The sequence below is a fragment of the Streptococcus australis genome (genome assembly GCF_047463015.1).
GTDB classification, from domain to species: Bacteria; Bacillota; Bacilli; order Lactobacillales; family Streptococcaceae; genus Streptococcus; species Streptococcus australis_F.
On the sequence record NZ_JASHER010000002.1, the window covers coordinates 105,944 to 120,891 of the forward strand.

12 protein-coding genes and 1 pseudogene are annotated in these 14,948 nt (G+C 44.2%); 11 read left to right on the plus strand and 2 right to left on the minus strand.

Translation table 11 applies throughout. The features are described from left to right. Positions 1–23: 23 nt before the first annotated feature. From QM873_RS02320 to QM873_RS02365, 10 genes and pseudogenes are all read left to right on the plus strand, one after another. Positions 24–1,190, plus strand: coding sequence for a galactokinase (locus tag QM873_RS02320; RefSeq protein WP_129822174.1), 1,167 nt, complete (start codon positions 24–26; stop codon positions 1,188–1,190). A gap of 9 nt (positions 1,191–1,199) precedes the next feature. Beyond that, positions 1,200–1,859: an HAD family hydrolase gene (locus QM873_RS02325; RefSeq protein WP_414278721.1), complete on the plus strand. Its 660-nt coding sequence runs from the start codon at positions 1,200–1,202 to the stop codon at positions 1,857–1,859. Next, positions 1,856–3,328, plus strand: coding sequence for a UDP-glucose--hexose-1-phosphate uridylyltransferase (gene galT / locus QM873_RS02330; protein ID WP_414278722.1), 1,473 nt, complete (start codon positions 1,856–1,858; stop codon positions 3,326–3,328). Before QM873_RS02325 ends, galT begins: the two co-directional genes overlap by 4 nt. A 64-nt stretch (positions 3,329–3,392) precedes the next feature. Beyond that, on the plus strand, positions 3,393–4,391 hold the full coding sequence (gene galE, locus QM873_RS02335) for a UDP-glucose 4-epimerase GalE (protein WP_195550199.1): 999 nt from the start codon (positions 3,393–3,395) through the stop codon (positions 4,389–4,391). 129 nt (positions 4,392–4,520) lie between these two features. Continuing rightward, entirely contained in the window at positions 4,521–5,105 is a 585-nt protein-coding gene (locus QM873_RS02340; RefSeq protein ID WP_195550200.1) for a DUF1307 domain-containing protein, read from the plus strand. A 127-nt stretch (positions 5,106–5,232) separates the two neighbouring features. Beyond that, positions 5,233–5,571 (plus strand): annotated as a pseudogene (locus QM873_RS02345) (DUF4767 domain-containing protein); the annotation flags it as partial. A 705-nt stretch (positions 5,572–6,276) separates the two neighbouring features. Beyond that, positions 6,277–8,508, plus strand: a complete 2,232-nt coding sequence (locus QM873_RS02350; protein WP_414278723.1) for a glycoside hydrolase family 31 protein — start codon at positions 6,277–6,279, stop codon at positions 8,506–8,508. 68 nt (positions 8,509–8,576) lie between these two features. Beyond that, complete coding sequence (locus QM873_RS02355) at positions 8,577–10,184, plus strand: alpha-glucosidase (RefSeq protein ID WP_195550202.1); 1,608 nt, start codon at positions 8,577–8,579, stop codon at positions 10,182–10,184. Positions 10,185–10,611: 427 nt separating this feature from the next. Continuing rightward, entirely contained in the window at positions 10,612–11,340 is a 729-nt protein-coding gene (locus QM873_RS02360) for an ABC transporter ATP-binding protein (RefSeq protein WP_123159289.1), read from the plus strand. Continuing rightward, positions 11,333–12,853: an ABC transporter permease/substrate-binding protein gene (locus QM873_RS02365; RefSeq protein ID WP_195550203.1), complete on the plus strand. Its 1,521-nt coding sequence runs from the start codon at positions 11,333–11,335 to the stop codon at positions 12,851–12,853. Before QM873_RS02360 ends, QM873_RS02365 begins: the two co-directional genes overlap by 8 nt. Before the next feature lie 63 nt (positions 12,854–12,916). On the opposite strand, the gene QM873_RS02370 is transcribed toward QM873_RS02365, so the two are convergent. Together QM873_RS02370 and QM873_RS02375 are read right to left on the minus strand one after the other, a co-directional pair. Further along, complete coding sequence (locus QM873_RS02370) at positions 12,917–13,249, minus strand: glucuronide permease (protein ID WP_195214023.1); 333 nt, start codon at positions 13,247–13,249, stop codon at positions 12,917–12,919. Positions 13,250–13,287: 38 nt separating this feature from the next. After that, on the minus strand, positions 13,288–13,827 hold the full coding sequence (locus tag QM873_RS02375) for a TetR/AcrR family transcriptional regulator (RefSeq protein WP_229038969.1): 540 nt from the start codon (positions 13,825–13,827) through the stop codon (positions 13,288–13,290). A 131-nt stretch (positions 13,828–13,958) separates the two neighbouring features. Between QM873_RS02375 and QM873_RS02380 the strand changes: the two genes are divergently transcribed. Continuing rightward, entirely contained in the window at positions 13,959–14,858 is a 900-nt protein-coding gene (locus QM873_RS02380; RefSeq protein WP_195550204.1) for a cation diffusion facilitator family transporter, read from the plus strand. Positions 14,859–14,948 lie beyond the last annotated feature (90 nt).

The following is a 14,948-nucleotide window of genomic DNA, read 5'->3' on the forward strand; positions in this document are numbered from 1 at the left end:
ACTATATAAGTGAGGTAATCTCAATGAATACTCTAGAACTTCGGAACGCTTTTCAAACAGTCTTTGGAGCAGAAGCGGATCATACTTTCTTTTCACCAGGACGGATTAATCTGATCGGTGAACACACTGACTATAATGGTGGGCATGTCTTCCCAGCAGCCATCACACTTGGTACCTACGGAGCGGCAAGAAAGCGCGAGGATAAGGTCTTGCGTTTCTTCTCAGGAAACTTTGAAGACAAGGGGATCATTGAAGTTCCACTTGAAAATCTCCACTTTGAAAAAGAGCACAACTGGACCAACTATCCAAAAGGCGTGCTCCACTTCTTGCAAGAAGCGGGTCATGTCATTGATAGCGGTATGGATGTCTATGTTTATGGCAATATTCCAAATGGATCCGGTCTTTCTTCTTCAGCTTCCCTTGAGCTCTTGATTGGTGTCATCGCTGAGAAACTATATGATCTTCACTTAGATCGTCTAGATCTGGTCAAGATCGGAAAACAAACCGAAAATCACTTCATCGGAGTCAACTCTGGGATCATGGACCAATTTGCCATCGGTATGGGAGCTGATCAACGGGCTATTTATCTCGATACCAACACCCTAGAGTATGATCTGGTACCGCTGGACCTCAAAGACAATGTCGTAGTCATCATGAATACCAACAAACGCCGGGAATTAGCGGATTCAAAATACAATGAACGTCGTTCAGAATGTGAAACCGCCGTCTCTGAACTCCAAGAAAAATTGGATATCCAAACCTTAGGGGAACTGGATCTCTGGGCTTTTGATACCTACAGCTACTTGATCAAGGATGAAAATCGCATCAAACGAGCTCGCCATGCTGTACTTGAAAACCAACGGACTCTCCAAGCTCGTAAGGCACTTGAAGCAGGGGATTTGGAAGGCTTTGGCCGTCTCATGAATGCTTCCCACGTATCCTTGGAGCATGACTACGAAGTGACAGGTCTAGAATTGGATACCTTGGTGCATACAGCCTGGGAACAAGAAGGTGTCTTGGGCGCTCGTATGACAGGAGCAGGCTTTGGTGGTTGCGCCATCGCCCTTGTAAACAAAGATAAGGTTGAAGCCTTTAAAGAAGCTGTCGGCAACCGCTATGAAGAAGTCGTTGGCTATGCGCCAAGCTTTTATATTGCAGAAGTTGCGGCAGGGACACGAGTTTTAGACTAGGTGATAATAATGGAAGCTGTAATATTTGATTTAGATGGCTTATTAGCCGATACTGAAATCATTTCTCTAAAAGTTTATCAAGAATTACTTAGAGATTTTGGAATTCCTTTCACAGAAGAAACTTATTCTAGAGACTACAGTGGACATAGAGAAGAGGAGAATGTTCAACGATTTTTAGATACCTATGATTTACCTTGGAATTTCGAACAAACTCTGGCTAAAGTTTATGAATTAGAAGCTCGAATCTTAGCCCAAGGTGTTCATTTAAAAAAAGGTGCTAAAAATTTGCTTACTTTTTTGAAAACAGAGGACATTCCAATCGCCTTAGCAACTTCAAGTGTTGAATCTCGGGCTAGAATGATCTTGGATAGCAATGGGGTACTGTCCCTATTTGACCATTTAGTTTTTGCAAAAGATGTCAAACGAAGTAAACCTTACCCAGATATATTTTTAAAGATTTGTAGTGATTTGAATGCTTTACCAGAGAATTGCTTAGTACTAGAGGATAGTGAGGCAGGGATTGAAGCAGCCTATCGGGCTGGAATACCAGTCATATGTGTTCCAGATTTAAAAGTACCAGCACAGTCTTTCTTAACTAAAGCGGAACAAGTTTTCCAGGATTTAGATGCTGTCAGAGACTATTTAAAACGTAAGAAGGAGAATCAATGAATCAGGGAATTTTGGATGCATTTGTCACAGCCGTCATTGCGGCAAGTGACTACGAAGAGATGGATCGGATTTATCTAAAAAATCGCATCATGAGTCGCGTTGGAGAAGAAGGGCTAGACGCCCCAGCTCAAAAAGAAGACTTGATCGCACTCAAAGATCAGCTGGTAGAGATCGCTGTTGCAAATAGCAAGATCCAAGACAGCATGGCCGCCAAGGACAGCCTGGGTGCGGAATTGATGGATTGGATTACCCCTAGTCCTAGTCAAGTCAACCATCGCTTTTGGGAGACCTACCGTCAGTCTAAGGAAGACGCGATTGCGGATTTCTATGCCCTCTCGAAGCGCAATGATTACATCAAGGTCAAAGCCATTGCGCAAAATATTGCCTTTGAGGCAGAAACTCCCTACGGTTCTCTTGAAATCACCATCAATCTGTCAAAACCTGAAAAAGATCCTAAAGACATTGCAGCGGCTAAACTTGCGAAAGCCAGTCATTATCCAGCCTGCCAATTGTGTTTTGAAAATGAAGGTTATCAAGGTCGCCTAGATCATCCTGCCCGTGCCAATCATCGGATCATTCGTTTTGATATGGACGGTCATGACTGGGGCTTCCAGTATTCCCCTTATTCCTACTTCAATGAACACTGCATTTTCCTCGATAGCCAACACGTTCCTATGGCCATTAGCCGTAAGACCTTTGAGCGACTCTTGACCATTGTCGAGACTTTTCCAGGCTATTTTGCAGGGTCCAATGCAGATCTGCCCATTGTAGGGGGATCTATCCTGACTCATGATCATTACCAAGGGGGACGGCACACCTTCCCTATGGAGCTAGCTCCTGTGGAGGAAAGCTTTACCATTGAAGGATTTGAAGCTGTGTCGCTAGGGATTGTCAACTGGCCCATGTCCGTGCTTCGTTTGCAATCAGATGATAAGGCGCAATTGATTGACCTGGCGGACCATATCCTAAAGACCTGGAGAGGTTACTCGGATCCAGCCGTTCAAGTCTTAGCCACATCCGACGGTCAACCCCATCATACCATTACCCCCATTGCACGAATCCGTGATGGGCATTATGAACTGGACTTGGTGCTCCGTGACAACCAAACCTCACCAGAGCATCCAGATGGCATTTACCACCCACATGCGGATGTGCAACACATCAAAAAAGAAAATATCGGTCTGATCGAAGTCATGGGCTTGGCTATCTTGCCTCCTCGACTTATGAAAGAGCTTAAGCAGGTCCAAGACTATCTGCTTGAACAAGAGAGCACTGTAGCCAATTACCACCTGGACTGGGCAGCTGACTTGAAAGCCACTCACCCATCCATTACAGAAGAAGCAGAGGCTGAGGCCATTGTCCGTGAATCGGTCGGCCAAATCTTTGCGCGGGTGCTGGAAGATGCGGGTGTCTACAAGCGGACAGCAGAAGGGCAAGCAGCCTTTAGACGCTTTGTCGCGACACTTTAAGGATGGAGAAGATGCGGAAATTTGGTACAATAAGAGAGAAGATAAAGAAGCGAAAGGAAAACAAATGGCAATACTCGTACTCGGAGGAGCTGGCTATATCGGTTCCCACATGGTAGACCGCTTGGTCAATGAAGGACAGGAAAAAGTCGTGGTGGTGGATAGCCTGGTCACAGGCCACCACGCAGCGGTGCATCCAGATGCCGTCTTTTACCAAGGAGACCTGGCGGATCAAGACTTCATGCGCACTGTTTTTAAGGAACATGCAGATATTGACGCCGTCATCCACTTTGCGGCCTATTCTCTAGTCGCTGAATCCATGGCAGATCCATTGAAATATTTTGACAACAATACGGCGGGCATGGTCAAACTCTTGGAAGTCATGCATGAATGTGGGGTTCACTACATCGTCTTTTCTTCAACCGCAGCCACCTACGGCATTCCAGAAGAAATTCCGATCCTTGAAACCACTCCGCAAAAACCGATTAATCCCTATGGCGAAAGCAAGCTCATGATGGAAACCATTATGCGCTGGGCCGATCAAGCCTATGGTATCAAGTATGTCCCCCTTCGTTACTTTAATGTAGCGGGTGCCAAACCAGATGGATCCATTGGTGAAGACCATGGACCAGAGACCCATCTCCTGCCAATCGTCTTACAAGTGGCTCAAGGCAAACGTGAAAAGATCGCCATTTTTGGAGATGACTACAATACACCAGATGGCACCAATGTTCGGGACTACGTCCATCCATTTGATTTAGCTGATGCCCATCTACTAGCTGTGGAGTATCTGCGTAATGGCAATCCATCTACCGCCTTTAATCTGGGCTCATCGACAGGATTTTCTAATCTTCAAATCGTTGAAGCAGCCCGCAAGGTGACGGGACATCCGATTCCGCTTGAGATTGCAGACCGCAGACCAGGAGATCCAGATACCCTGATCGCATCTTCTGAGAAGGCGCGTGCGATCCTCGGATGGCAACCAAAATTTGATAATATCGAAACCATCATCCAAACAGCCTGGGCATGGCATTCCAGCCACCCAGATGGGTACAATGATAGGTAAGGAAGAAATTGCGACCATCATTTTTGAGGGTTTTCTTATAACATCTATATCTACAGTTGATCTTGCCAAATGACTGGTTTCAGACGTCAGTCATTTCCTAAATCATCATAAAATAGTGAGGGATTCAAAATGAATAAAACTGTAAAAACAGTAGCCATCTTATTGTCAGCTGGTCTTCTCTTAGTTGCTTGTGCGCCAAAAGAGAACCCAAAATCTACCGCTCAAACGTCCACTAAATCGACGACTAAATCGACAACTGAATCATCAACTAAAGCAAAGACCAAAAATTCATCAACTGATGAGGTTAAAGAAGAGGACTCAAGAGCAGGTGCTCAAAAAACTGTTCTTGAAACGAGTGATGAAGCAGGTAAGTCAACCGTAACCTTGTATTACAAGGGAGATACTTTATTAGTACAAGAAAAGGTTGATGATTATAATATTTCAAAAATGGATGGAGATAACCCTCTTGAAGAAATGAAAGAAGCCGTTGCCATAAGCCAAGAAAAATTCAAAGATCTGATGGGTAACGGATTTGAACTGACATCAGAATACAAAGACGGTATCTTCTATATCTACAATACAATTGATTACACGAAAATCGATTTGCAAAAGCTAAAAGAAATCGTTCCAGGCTTTAATCCTCTAAATGACAGTACAGTTAGTTATTCTGTGACGAAAGAAAGTCTCATTAACAGTGGTATGGTCGAAAAATAATGTTTTGATATTCTAAGCGGTTCTGCACCCCAAAAAGTTAGACAGAAAAACTAACTTTTGGGGTGTTTTGTTATGAAGGTCTCTTTGTTTGTTAGAGCAGGAGGATATCGGAGAAATTTAATGGGACTGGGGGGAAAGACTTGGTCAACCCAATTACCAAAAGGGGATCGCAGGAGGAGATGTGGGGGCTGGCCATCTCTATACACTTAGGGATGATGGACCAAGTGAGAAAATGAATGCCGAGTATACGGATACAGGTCTCGGTAATGCCCAGTACCGAATTGTAGAGCGTTATAGCAATTGGGATAAATACCCGGATGTTCATAGTTACTTCTTTGCGATAACCAATACAGGAGAAGCGATTGTCTTTCATTCACCGACGACTAATGGTGGGGTTATGTACTTAAAACCAACAGAAAATACAGAAATTCAAACGGAGTTTAAACGTTTGGTGGAAGAAGAATAGTCAATCATAATAGAGAGAGTGGGACAGAAATCGGTCATTCGTTAGAATTCGATTTCGTCGTCCCACCTCCGCACAGTTGAGTAGGGCTGTAAAAGCTGATGAAATCAGCGTAGTATAGCCCACTCAACCACTGCGTCTTGCTCGACAATCCGCTGTGAGAAAAGTGTTTGAAACATGATTGTTTCAAACACTCGGGAGTTTTAAGACTATAAATTAAAAAGCGAAGTAGCTTAAAACTAATTGAACACGGGCTGCGGATCGTGTCAAAAGCGCAAAATACATTAGTACTAAATCCAAGACACAGTAGCAGATTGAATTCTTCTCTCACCTTTTAGCTCGGTAGAATCCTAATTAGCCTTGTGGGGGCAGGACAACGAAGCAATCCTATACAACAGTGCTTCTGCCCAGCTCCCTATTTTGACTTTATCCGCAGACGCCCTTTGTATCTTGATTTAGTCATGGAACTTCCTGGATTGCTGAAATCATCCACTGGATAATTTCACCTAACGTCCGTCCTCAAGGTCGTCAAGAATCTCTTGATCAATTGGGGAAGTTGATCTTATAAAATTTTAGGAAAGGCTTTGTCAAGTGTTGACAGGCCTTTTTTTGAATGCTATAGTAAAATCGTAAACGCTTACACAGTAGAACGAAGTAGATGAAAAGATGGGCAAGTTAGATGCCTTATAAAAAGAGGAGAAAAAACAAATGGCAGGACCAGTGATAGTTGGAGAGCACTACCGAATCTCCGTGTTAACGGAATCTTTGGTGCGCTTGGAATATTCAGAGAATGGTGTTTTTGAGGATGGACAGACGCAAGTTGTGCAAGATAGAGATTTTGGACCAGTTTCTTGTGAGATCACAGAGACCGAAGAGGTCCTCGATCTGCATACGGAGCATCTCCACCTTCATTTTGAAAAGGGACCTTTTGCACCGGATCGGCTTTTTATCGAACTCAAGGGCCAGTATGCAGTCTATGGTAGCCGATGGCACTATGGGGATCGGCCTGAGACCTTAAAGGGGACCAGTCGGACGCTCGATGAGGTCGATGGAGCTATGGAGTTGGAAGATGGGATTTTAAGCAAAGCAGGCTATGCTCTTTTGGACGATTCTGCTTCTTATTTGTATGATGTCGAAAGCGGATTTAGAGCACGGTCATGTCCAGAAGTGGATTTGTATTTCTTCGGTTATGGGCGCGATTATCTAGGGGCCTTGAAAGATTTTTACCATCTGACGGGACAGCCACCCCTCTTGCCACGATATGCTCTGGGAAACTGGTGGAGCCGGTATTGGCCTTATACCAGTCAGGAATACACAGATTTGATGGATCGTTTCAAGGCTGAAGGGGTACCTCTAGCTGTCAGCGTGATCGATATGGACTGGCACAAGACGGAGATTCCTGCTCGCTTTGGAAGTGGTTGGACGGGCTATAGTTGGAACCGGGACTTGATTCCTGATCCAGCTGCCTTCTTACATGGTTTGCATAAGCGTGGTTTAAAGGTGACCTTGAATGTTCATCCAGCAGACGGAATTCGAGCCTTCGAGGATGCTTATCCCATGGTCGCAAATCGCTTGGGACTCAATACTGAAAAGGAAGAAGTAGCCAGCTTTGACTTTTATAGTCCAGCCTTTCGTGAAGCCTATTTCGAAGATGTCCACCATCCCTTAGAAGATCAAGGAGTGGACTTTTGGTGGATTGATTGGCAACAGGGAAGTCATGGCAAGATGGATCCACTTTGGTTGTTAAATCATTATCATTATCTAGACAATTGTCGAACAGGTCAAGCTGGTCTCATCTTATCACGTTATGGGGGGCCTGGAAGCCACCGGTATCCAATCGGTTTTTCAGGGGATACCATTGTGACTTGGGAATCCCTAGCCTTTCAACCCTATTTTACCAGCACAGCTTCAAATATCGGCTACACGTGGTGGAGTCACGATATTGGTGGCCATATGCGGGGTTACTATGATGAAGACTTGGCTCTTCGCTGGTTGCAGTTTGGGGTCTTTAGCCCGATCAATCGTCTCCATAGTTCTTGTAATGCCTTTAATAGCAAGGAACCGTGGTTTTACTCGCCTGAGACCTGTCGCTTGATGAAGCGGTATTTGCGCCTGCGCCACAGCTTACTACCTTATCTTTACACCATGAATGTGGCGACGCATGAAGAAGGACTGCCTTTGGTTCAACCCCTTTATTACCATTATCCAAACCAAGAAGATGCTTATGAGGCTAAAAATCAATATTTCTTTGGCAGTGAACTCATGGTGGCCCCAATTACAGAGGCTCTGGATCCTGTCTTTCATAGTGCTTCTGTGAGTGTTTGGTTCCCAAACGGAGTTTGGTATGATTTCTTCCATGATTGGAAGTACGAAGGAAAAGGCAAACTCACAGTCTTTAGAGCTAGCCAGGATATTCCGGTCTTTGCGCGTGCAGGAGCCATCATCCCTATGGATGCACAACCGCAGACAGGGGTAGAGCTCCCGGAAATGCTGGACTGGCATCTCTTCCCAGGTGACAATCGTTCCTTCGTACTCGTTGAAGGAGAAGGAGATAACCGGGTTGAAACCCGCCTAACTGTCAATTGGGATGAAAGAAAGATTAGGCTGGATTTAACAGGTGATCTAACGCTGCTTCCTGAAAAGAGACAGCACCGGTTCTTCCTCCATACCTTTGAGACAGCCCCTATCTTAGTGGACAATCACAGTCAGGAGATTGCGATGGGTGTGTTGCAATCGCGTCCTACTGCCAAAGAAGATCGGATGTTTGAGCTCTTGAAATCTGCCAACCTGGCCTACGATAGGAAGAATGAATTGTTTGTGGCTTGTTCAACAGCCAAGGATTGGAAACAGTTGATGAAGATCATTACGCCTTTAGAGGAAGGTTTGCGTCAACGTCTCTTTGAAGTGATTTATTCCAGTGAAGAGAATGAAGACTTGTAAATTCTTGCAATTTCACCCCTATTTTTGTAAAATGAAAGTGATTTCACAATCATAAAGGAGAAGAGAAAATGGAACAAAAATGGTGGCATAATGCCGTAATTTACCAAGTTTATCCAAAGAGTTTCAAGGATAGTAATGGCGATGGCATAGGGGATCTCAAGGGGATCACGAGCAAGCTAGACTACTTGGAAAAATTAGGGATTACAGCCATCTGGCTTTCGCCGGTCTACAAGAGTCCCATGGATGATAACGGCTATGACATTTCAGATTATGAGGGTATTGCCTCCATCTTTGGGACGATGGAAGATATGGAGGAATTGATCGCAGAAGGCCATAAACGCAAGATCAAAATCATCATGGACTTGGTGGTCAACCATACCTCTGATGAGCATGCTTGGTTTATCGAAGCGCGTGAAAATCCAGATAGCCCAAAGCGGGATTTCTATATTTGGCGGGATGAGCCAAATGGCATTATTTCTGCTTTTAGTGGTTCTGCTTGGGAATTCGATGAAACCTCTGGTCAATACTATTTGCATAACTTTAGCAAGAAGCAACCAGACCTCAACTGGGAAAACGAGGAGCTTCGTCATCAGATTTATGACATGATGAATTTCTGGATTGACAAGGGCATTGGTGGCTTCCGTATGGATGTCATCGATATGATCGGCAAGATCCCAGATCAGGAAATCATCAGCAATGGTCCCATGCTCCATCCTTACTTGAAAGAGATGAATCGCGCTACCTTTGGAGACAAGGATTTGCTTACGGTAGGGGAAACGTGGGGGGCGACACCTGAGATTGCCAAGCAATATTCCAATCCAAAAAATCAAGAATTGTCCATGGTCTTCCAATTTGAACACATCGGTCTTCAATACCAACCAGGGCAACCAAAATGGCACTACGCCAAGGAATTGGATGTGCCTAAATTGAAGGAAATTTTCACTAAGTGGCAGACAGAATTGGGGACAGAAGAAGGCTGGAATTCGCTCTTTTGGAACAACCATGATCTCCCACGGATTGTGTCCACTTGGGGGGATGATGGCGACTATCGGGTCAAATCCGCCAAGGCTTTGGCTATTCTGCTTCACTTGATGAAGGGAACTCCTTATATCTATCAAGGCGAAGAAATTGGGATGACCAATTATCCATTTGAGACCCTTGAGGACGTAGAAGATATCGAGTCAATCAACTATGCCCATGAAGCCTTAGAAAAAGGTCTACCGCTTGAAGTGATCATGGATCAAATCCGCCATATTGGTAGGGACAATGCACGGACACCGATGCAGTGGAATCATGAAGCAGAAGCTGGCTTTACGACAGGTCGTCCATGGCTTGCAGTCAACCCAAACTATAAAGAGATCAATGTAGAGGCTGCCCTGGCAGATCCAGACTCTATATTCTATACCTACCAAGCTCTCATTGCCTTACGAAAAGAGCAGCCTTGGCTTGTAACGGCTCATTATGAATTGGTGGACGCAGCAGACAAGGTCTTTGCCTATAAGCGGGTAGAAGGGAAGCAAGTTTATTTAGTTGTTGTCAATCTTTCAAGCCAAGAGCAAGAGTTACCGCTGGTTAATGGAGTTGAGAAGGTCATCATTTCCAATACCAAGGTAGAGCAAGTACTTGAATCCGGAAAATTAGCCCCTTGGGATGCCTTCTGTGTCAAGTTGGCCTAATGAAGGTAAGAAAAGAGAGTGGGACAGAAATCGGTCATTCGTTAGAATTCGATTTCGTTGTCCCACCTCCGCACAGCTTCAACAGTCTGGGAGACTGTTGAAGGTTGCAGATAAAGGAAACATAGTTTCCGTCAACATAGGGCATCTTTGAAGCTTAAAAAGCGAATAAAGACTTAGGATACTTGCTTCGCAAGTTCTATCCGCCACCTCAAAGCAGTGCTTTGAGCACTCAACAACTGCGTCTTGCTCGACAATCCAAAGACAATTGAGAGGCTGGGACTTTTGTCCCAGCCTCTTTTTCTTATATATAATTTCAAATCAAAATCGTTGACAGATGTAATATCTAGTATTACAATGTTATGATGATTACACTCTTATAAAAAGTGGGATAAGAATCTTAGCTTTTAAGAAGATGGTGAGGAAGAACATGATTGAATACAAAAATGTAGTCCTGCGCTACACGGATACTGACATTTTAAAAGATGTCAATCTCCGTATTGAGCAAGGAGAATTTATGGTCTTGGTGGGACCTTCAGGATCTGGGAAAACCACCATGCTCAAAATGATCAATCGTCTTTTGGAGCCGACAGATGGCAATATCTATATGGATGAAAAACGCATCAAGGACTATGATGAACGAGAGTTGCGTCTTTCTACTGGTTATGTTTTGCAGGCCATTGCCCTCTTTCCAAATTTAACTGTCGCTGAGAATATTGCTCTCATTCCTGAGATGAAGGGGTGGAGCAAGGAACAAATTGCCTCTAAAACAGAAGAGCTCCTGGACAAGGTGGGTCTCCCTGCTGTAGATTATGCTCATCGGTTACCGAGCGAGTTATCAGGTGGGGAGCAACAGCGAATCGGCATTGTGCGGGCCATTATTGCAGAGCCAAAGATTCTATTGATGGACGAGCCCTTCTCAGCCTTGGATGCTATTTCTCGTAAGCAGCTACAGTCTCTCACTAAAGACTTGCACAAAGAATTTGGTATGACGACTATTTTCGTAACTCATGATACGGACGAGGCCTTGAAATTAGGCGATCGGATTGCGGTTCTACAAGAAGGAGAGATTGTACAGGTAGCGAATGCGGAGACTATTCTAGCCCAGCCAGTCAACGACTTTGTTGCGGATTTATTTGGAGGTACTCACCATGTCTAAACTACTTGCAACCTTTCAAGAACGCTTTGGAGACTGGGTTACTGCACTGGGGCAACATTTGCAACTGTCATTACTGACCTTGCTTCTTGCTATTTTTCTGGCTGTTCCACTGGCTATTTATTTAAGTACTCGTAAGAGAGCGAGCAACTGGGTTCTACAGTTAGCTGGCATCTTCCAGACCATACCTTCTATGGCCCTTTTGGGGCTCTTCATTCCCATCATGGGGATTGGGACGCTTCCGGCCTTGACAGCTCTGGTTATCTACGCCATTTTCCCCATCCTTCAAAATACCATCACCGGTTTGCAAGGAATTGACCCTAGCCTCGAAGAAGCAGGGATCGCCTTTGGGATGACCAAGTGGGAACGACTCAAGAAGTTTGAGATTCCCTTGGCCATGCCCGTCATCATGTCCGGGATTCGGACAGCAGCTGTGATGATTATCGGGACGGCTACCCTTGCTGCCTTGATTGGAGCAGGGGGACTTGGTTCCTTTATCCTTCTGGGGATTGACCGCAATAATGCCAGTCTGATTTTGATTGGGGCCTTGTCTTCTGCTTTCTTAGCCATCGCTTTTAACCTGCTTCTCAAATGGATGGAAAAGGCCAAATTTCGGACCATCTTTACGGCCTTTGCTGTGATGGTTATTGGATTAGGAGCTTCTTATACACCAAGTCTTCTTCCCAAACCGAAAAAAGAAAACCTGGTCATAGCTGGTAAATTAGGTCCAGAACCTGAAATTCTAGCCAATATGTACAAGATTTTGATCGAAGAAAACACGGACATGACAGTGACCGTCAAGCCAAATTTTGGCAAGACCACCTTCCTATATGAAGCTCTGAAAAAAGGGGATATCGCGATCTATCCAGAGTTTACAGGGACCGTGACCGAAAGTCTCCTTAAGCCGGCGCCGCAAGTCAGTCATGATCCAGAAGCAGTCTATCAAGCGGCCCGAGATGGGATCAAGAAACAAGACGACCTGGCCATGCTCAAACCCATGGCTTATCAGAATACCTATGCTGTCGCAGTGCCTAAGAAAATTGCCCAAGAGTATGGCCTCAAGACCATTTCCGATTTGAAAAAGGTGGAAGGACAACTCAAGGCGGGATTTACGCTAGAGTTTAATGATCGAGAAGATGGGAACAAGGGCTTGCAGAAGGTCTACGGCCTCCATCTACAAGTCTCCACCATGGAGCCAGCCCTTCGCTACCAGGCTATCCAGTCCGGTGATATCCAGATAACAGATGCCTACTCAACGGATGCCGAGCTTGCTCGCTATGACCTCGTGGTCCTCCAAGATGACAAGCAACTCTTCCCTCCATATCAAGGGGCCCCACTCATGAAAGCTGAATTACTCGAAAAACATCCGGAGTTGGAAGCTATCCTTAATAAACTAGCTGGGAAAATCACAGCAGATCAAATGAGCCAGATGAACTACCAAGTGGGTGTGGAAGGCAAGTCAGCTAATCAAGTAGCGCGTGATTTTTTGATTCAGGAAGAGATGATCAAGAAATAGATTTTTAAAGGAGTATTAGCTTAATTTATGAGTATGAAAAAAAGGATCAAAAAATCCTTTTTTTCATACTAAGGCTAACAAGATAGTAAGTACCAGAGCGATTCCAATCCGAATGACATGATGGGCTAGATGGAAGTTTTCTTTGTGCTTGCCATTCCAATAGGCTCCATAGCAAATCAAGCTAACTCCGATCAGCCAAATGAATAAAGCAACAATTGGCAAAAGGAAGTAGAGGATGAAAGAGAAGGTCGCAAGGCTACTTCCTATAAAAAGTAGGTAAATTCCAAGGGTCTTATTGCCCTTTTTTAATTCGGAAAGGCTGACTAATAAATGAAGAAGAGCAAAAGCAAGGGCTAAGAAGGCTGTAAAAAAGCCGAGAAGAATGGGGAGGAGCATAGTTTTCCTTTCTATGATACATGATGTAAAGTCGCACCTTAGTTAGAAGCGACGTTTAAAATCTCCAAATAAAACTGGATGACTTCTTGTTCGGTGTAAGTCTTGCCTTTTTTCAACCACCAAGTCAGGGTTTCAATGAAGTTGGTTACGACCAGGTGTTTGAGATAGGAGTGGGGGATGTTGGGGTGCGATTGAATCAGTTTCTCAGCTACCATGGGGTAGACGTCGTGCTCCAGTTCTTTTTTCAGTTGCCGGATAAAATAATCATTTTTGGAAAGCAAGAGACTGGTCACATGGTCTTGATTTTTCTTGAAATGCTGAAAGATATGGGCTAGGTAGTCTTGGGGAGAGAGCTGATCATCTCGCTCAAAGAGGTGGTGAAAGAGTTTTTGGCAGAGTTCATCCAGTAAGAGTTCCTTGCTCTCATAATGGCTATAAAAAGTTGAGCGACCAACATCAGCACGGTCAATAATTTCCTGAACGGTAATAATGTCGTAGTCTTTTTGGTTGAGTAAGTGTAAAAAAGCATGATAGATAGCTTTTCTAGTTTTGGTAATACGACGATCCTGTGTTGTCATATGGACACTTTGAACAAATTGTTCAGTAACGTACATCCTAAACAGTTTGCCCCTATCCTTTCTTTTTAGAGTTAGAGATAATACTAGTGAGAAGATAATACTATTACTATTATACCAAAGGAGGTCAAAAATTGAGTTCAAAATTTGCCGTTTGGCTAGCCTTTCTCTTAAATTTTAGTTTTGCCATTATCGAATTTATCTTTGGTGGTCTCTTTGGCTCCAGTGCGATCTTAGCGGATGCCGTCCATGACTTGGGAGATGCCTTGGCTATTGGCATTTCTGCTTTTCTAGAAAGTATCTCTAACCGTGAGGAGGACAGTCTCTATACCTTGGGTTACAAGCGTTTTAGTCTCTTAGGTGCCATCCTGACGGCAGTCATCCTCATTACCGGTTCCACTCTCGTTATTTTAGAAAATATCAGCAAATTCATTGAGCCCCAAGCAGTGGATCATGAGGGCATGCTCTGGTTGGGAGTCATTGCCATTGCTATCAATTTAACGGCTAGCCTCATTGTCCGGAAGGGGCAGACCAAGAATGAATCCATCCTGAGTCTTCATTTCCTTGAGGATACACTGGGTTGGCTAGCTGTAATTGTCGTGGCCATTATTTTGCGTTATACGGACTGGTATTTCCTTGATCCCCTCTTGTCCCTTGTCATTTCCTTCTTTATCTTGTCAAAAGCTCTTCCACGTTTTTGGAGCACCCTTAAGATTTTCTTGGATGCTGTGCCAGAAGGGGTAGATATCAAGCAAGTTAAGAATGACTTAGAGCAGTTGGACAATGTCGCTAGTATCAATCAGCTTAATCTATGGACCATGGATGGTTTGGAAAAAAATGCCATTGTTCATGTTTGTCTCAAGCAGATAGAAGACATGGAAGCGAGTAAAACAGCTATCCGTCATCATCTAAAGGACATTGGCTTTCATAATATTACCATTGAAGTGGATAGCGATCAAGATAGTCATGCCTGCCATAAACGGGATATCCATGCCATAGAGAGTCAGAGCGGACATGATCATCACCATCATTAAGGTTTGTTTTTAAACTCTTAGAGGCTTCTCTAGGAGTTTTTTTGACACTAAACTCCCTAAAGTATACCTTTTCATGTTAAAATAGAACAA

Coding starts and splice junctions, on each gene's coding strand:
- QM873_RS02325 (WP_414278721.1), top strand. CDS start 1,200: ATGGAAGCTGTAATATTTGATTTAGATGGCTTATTAGCCGATACTGAA.
- QM873_RS02375 (WP_229038969.1), bottom strand. CDS start 13,827: ATGACAACACAGGATCGTCGTATTACCAAAACTAGAAAAGCTATCTAT.
- QM873_RS02340 (WP_195550200.1), top strand. CDS start 4,521: ATGAATAAAACTGTAAAAACAGTAGCCATCTTATTGTCAGCTGGTCTT.
- galE (WP_195550199.1), top strand. CDS start 3,393: ATGGCAATACTCGTACTCGGAGGAGCTGGCTATATCGGTTCCCACATG.
- QM873_RS02355 (WP_195550202.1), top strand. CDS start 8,577: ATGGAACAAAAATGGTGGCATAATGCCGTAATTTACCAAGTTTATCCA.
- QM873_RS02365 (WP_195550203.1), top strand. CDS start 11,333: ATGTCTAAACTACTTGCAACCTTTCAAGAACGCTTTGGAGACTGGGTT.
- QM873_RS02360 (WP_123159289.1), top strand. CDS start 10,612: ATGATTGAATACAAAAATGTAGTCCTGCGCTACACGGATACTGACATT.
- QM873_RS02320 (WP_129822174.1), top strand. CDS start 24: ATGAATACTCTAGAACTTCGGAACGCTTTTCAAACAGTCTTTGGAGCA.
- QM873_RS02370 (WP_195214023.1), bottom strand. CDS start 13,249: ATGCTCCTCCCCATTCTTCTCGGCTTTTTTACAGCCTTCTTAGCCCTT.
- galT (WP_414278722.1), top strand. CDS start 1,856: ATGAATCAGGGAATTTTGGATGCATTTGTCACAGCCGTCATTGCGGCA.
- QM873_RS02350 (WP_414278723.1), top strand. CDS start 6,277: ATGGCAGGACCAGTGATAGTTGGAGAGCACTACCGAATCTCCGTGTTA.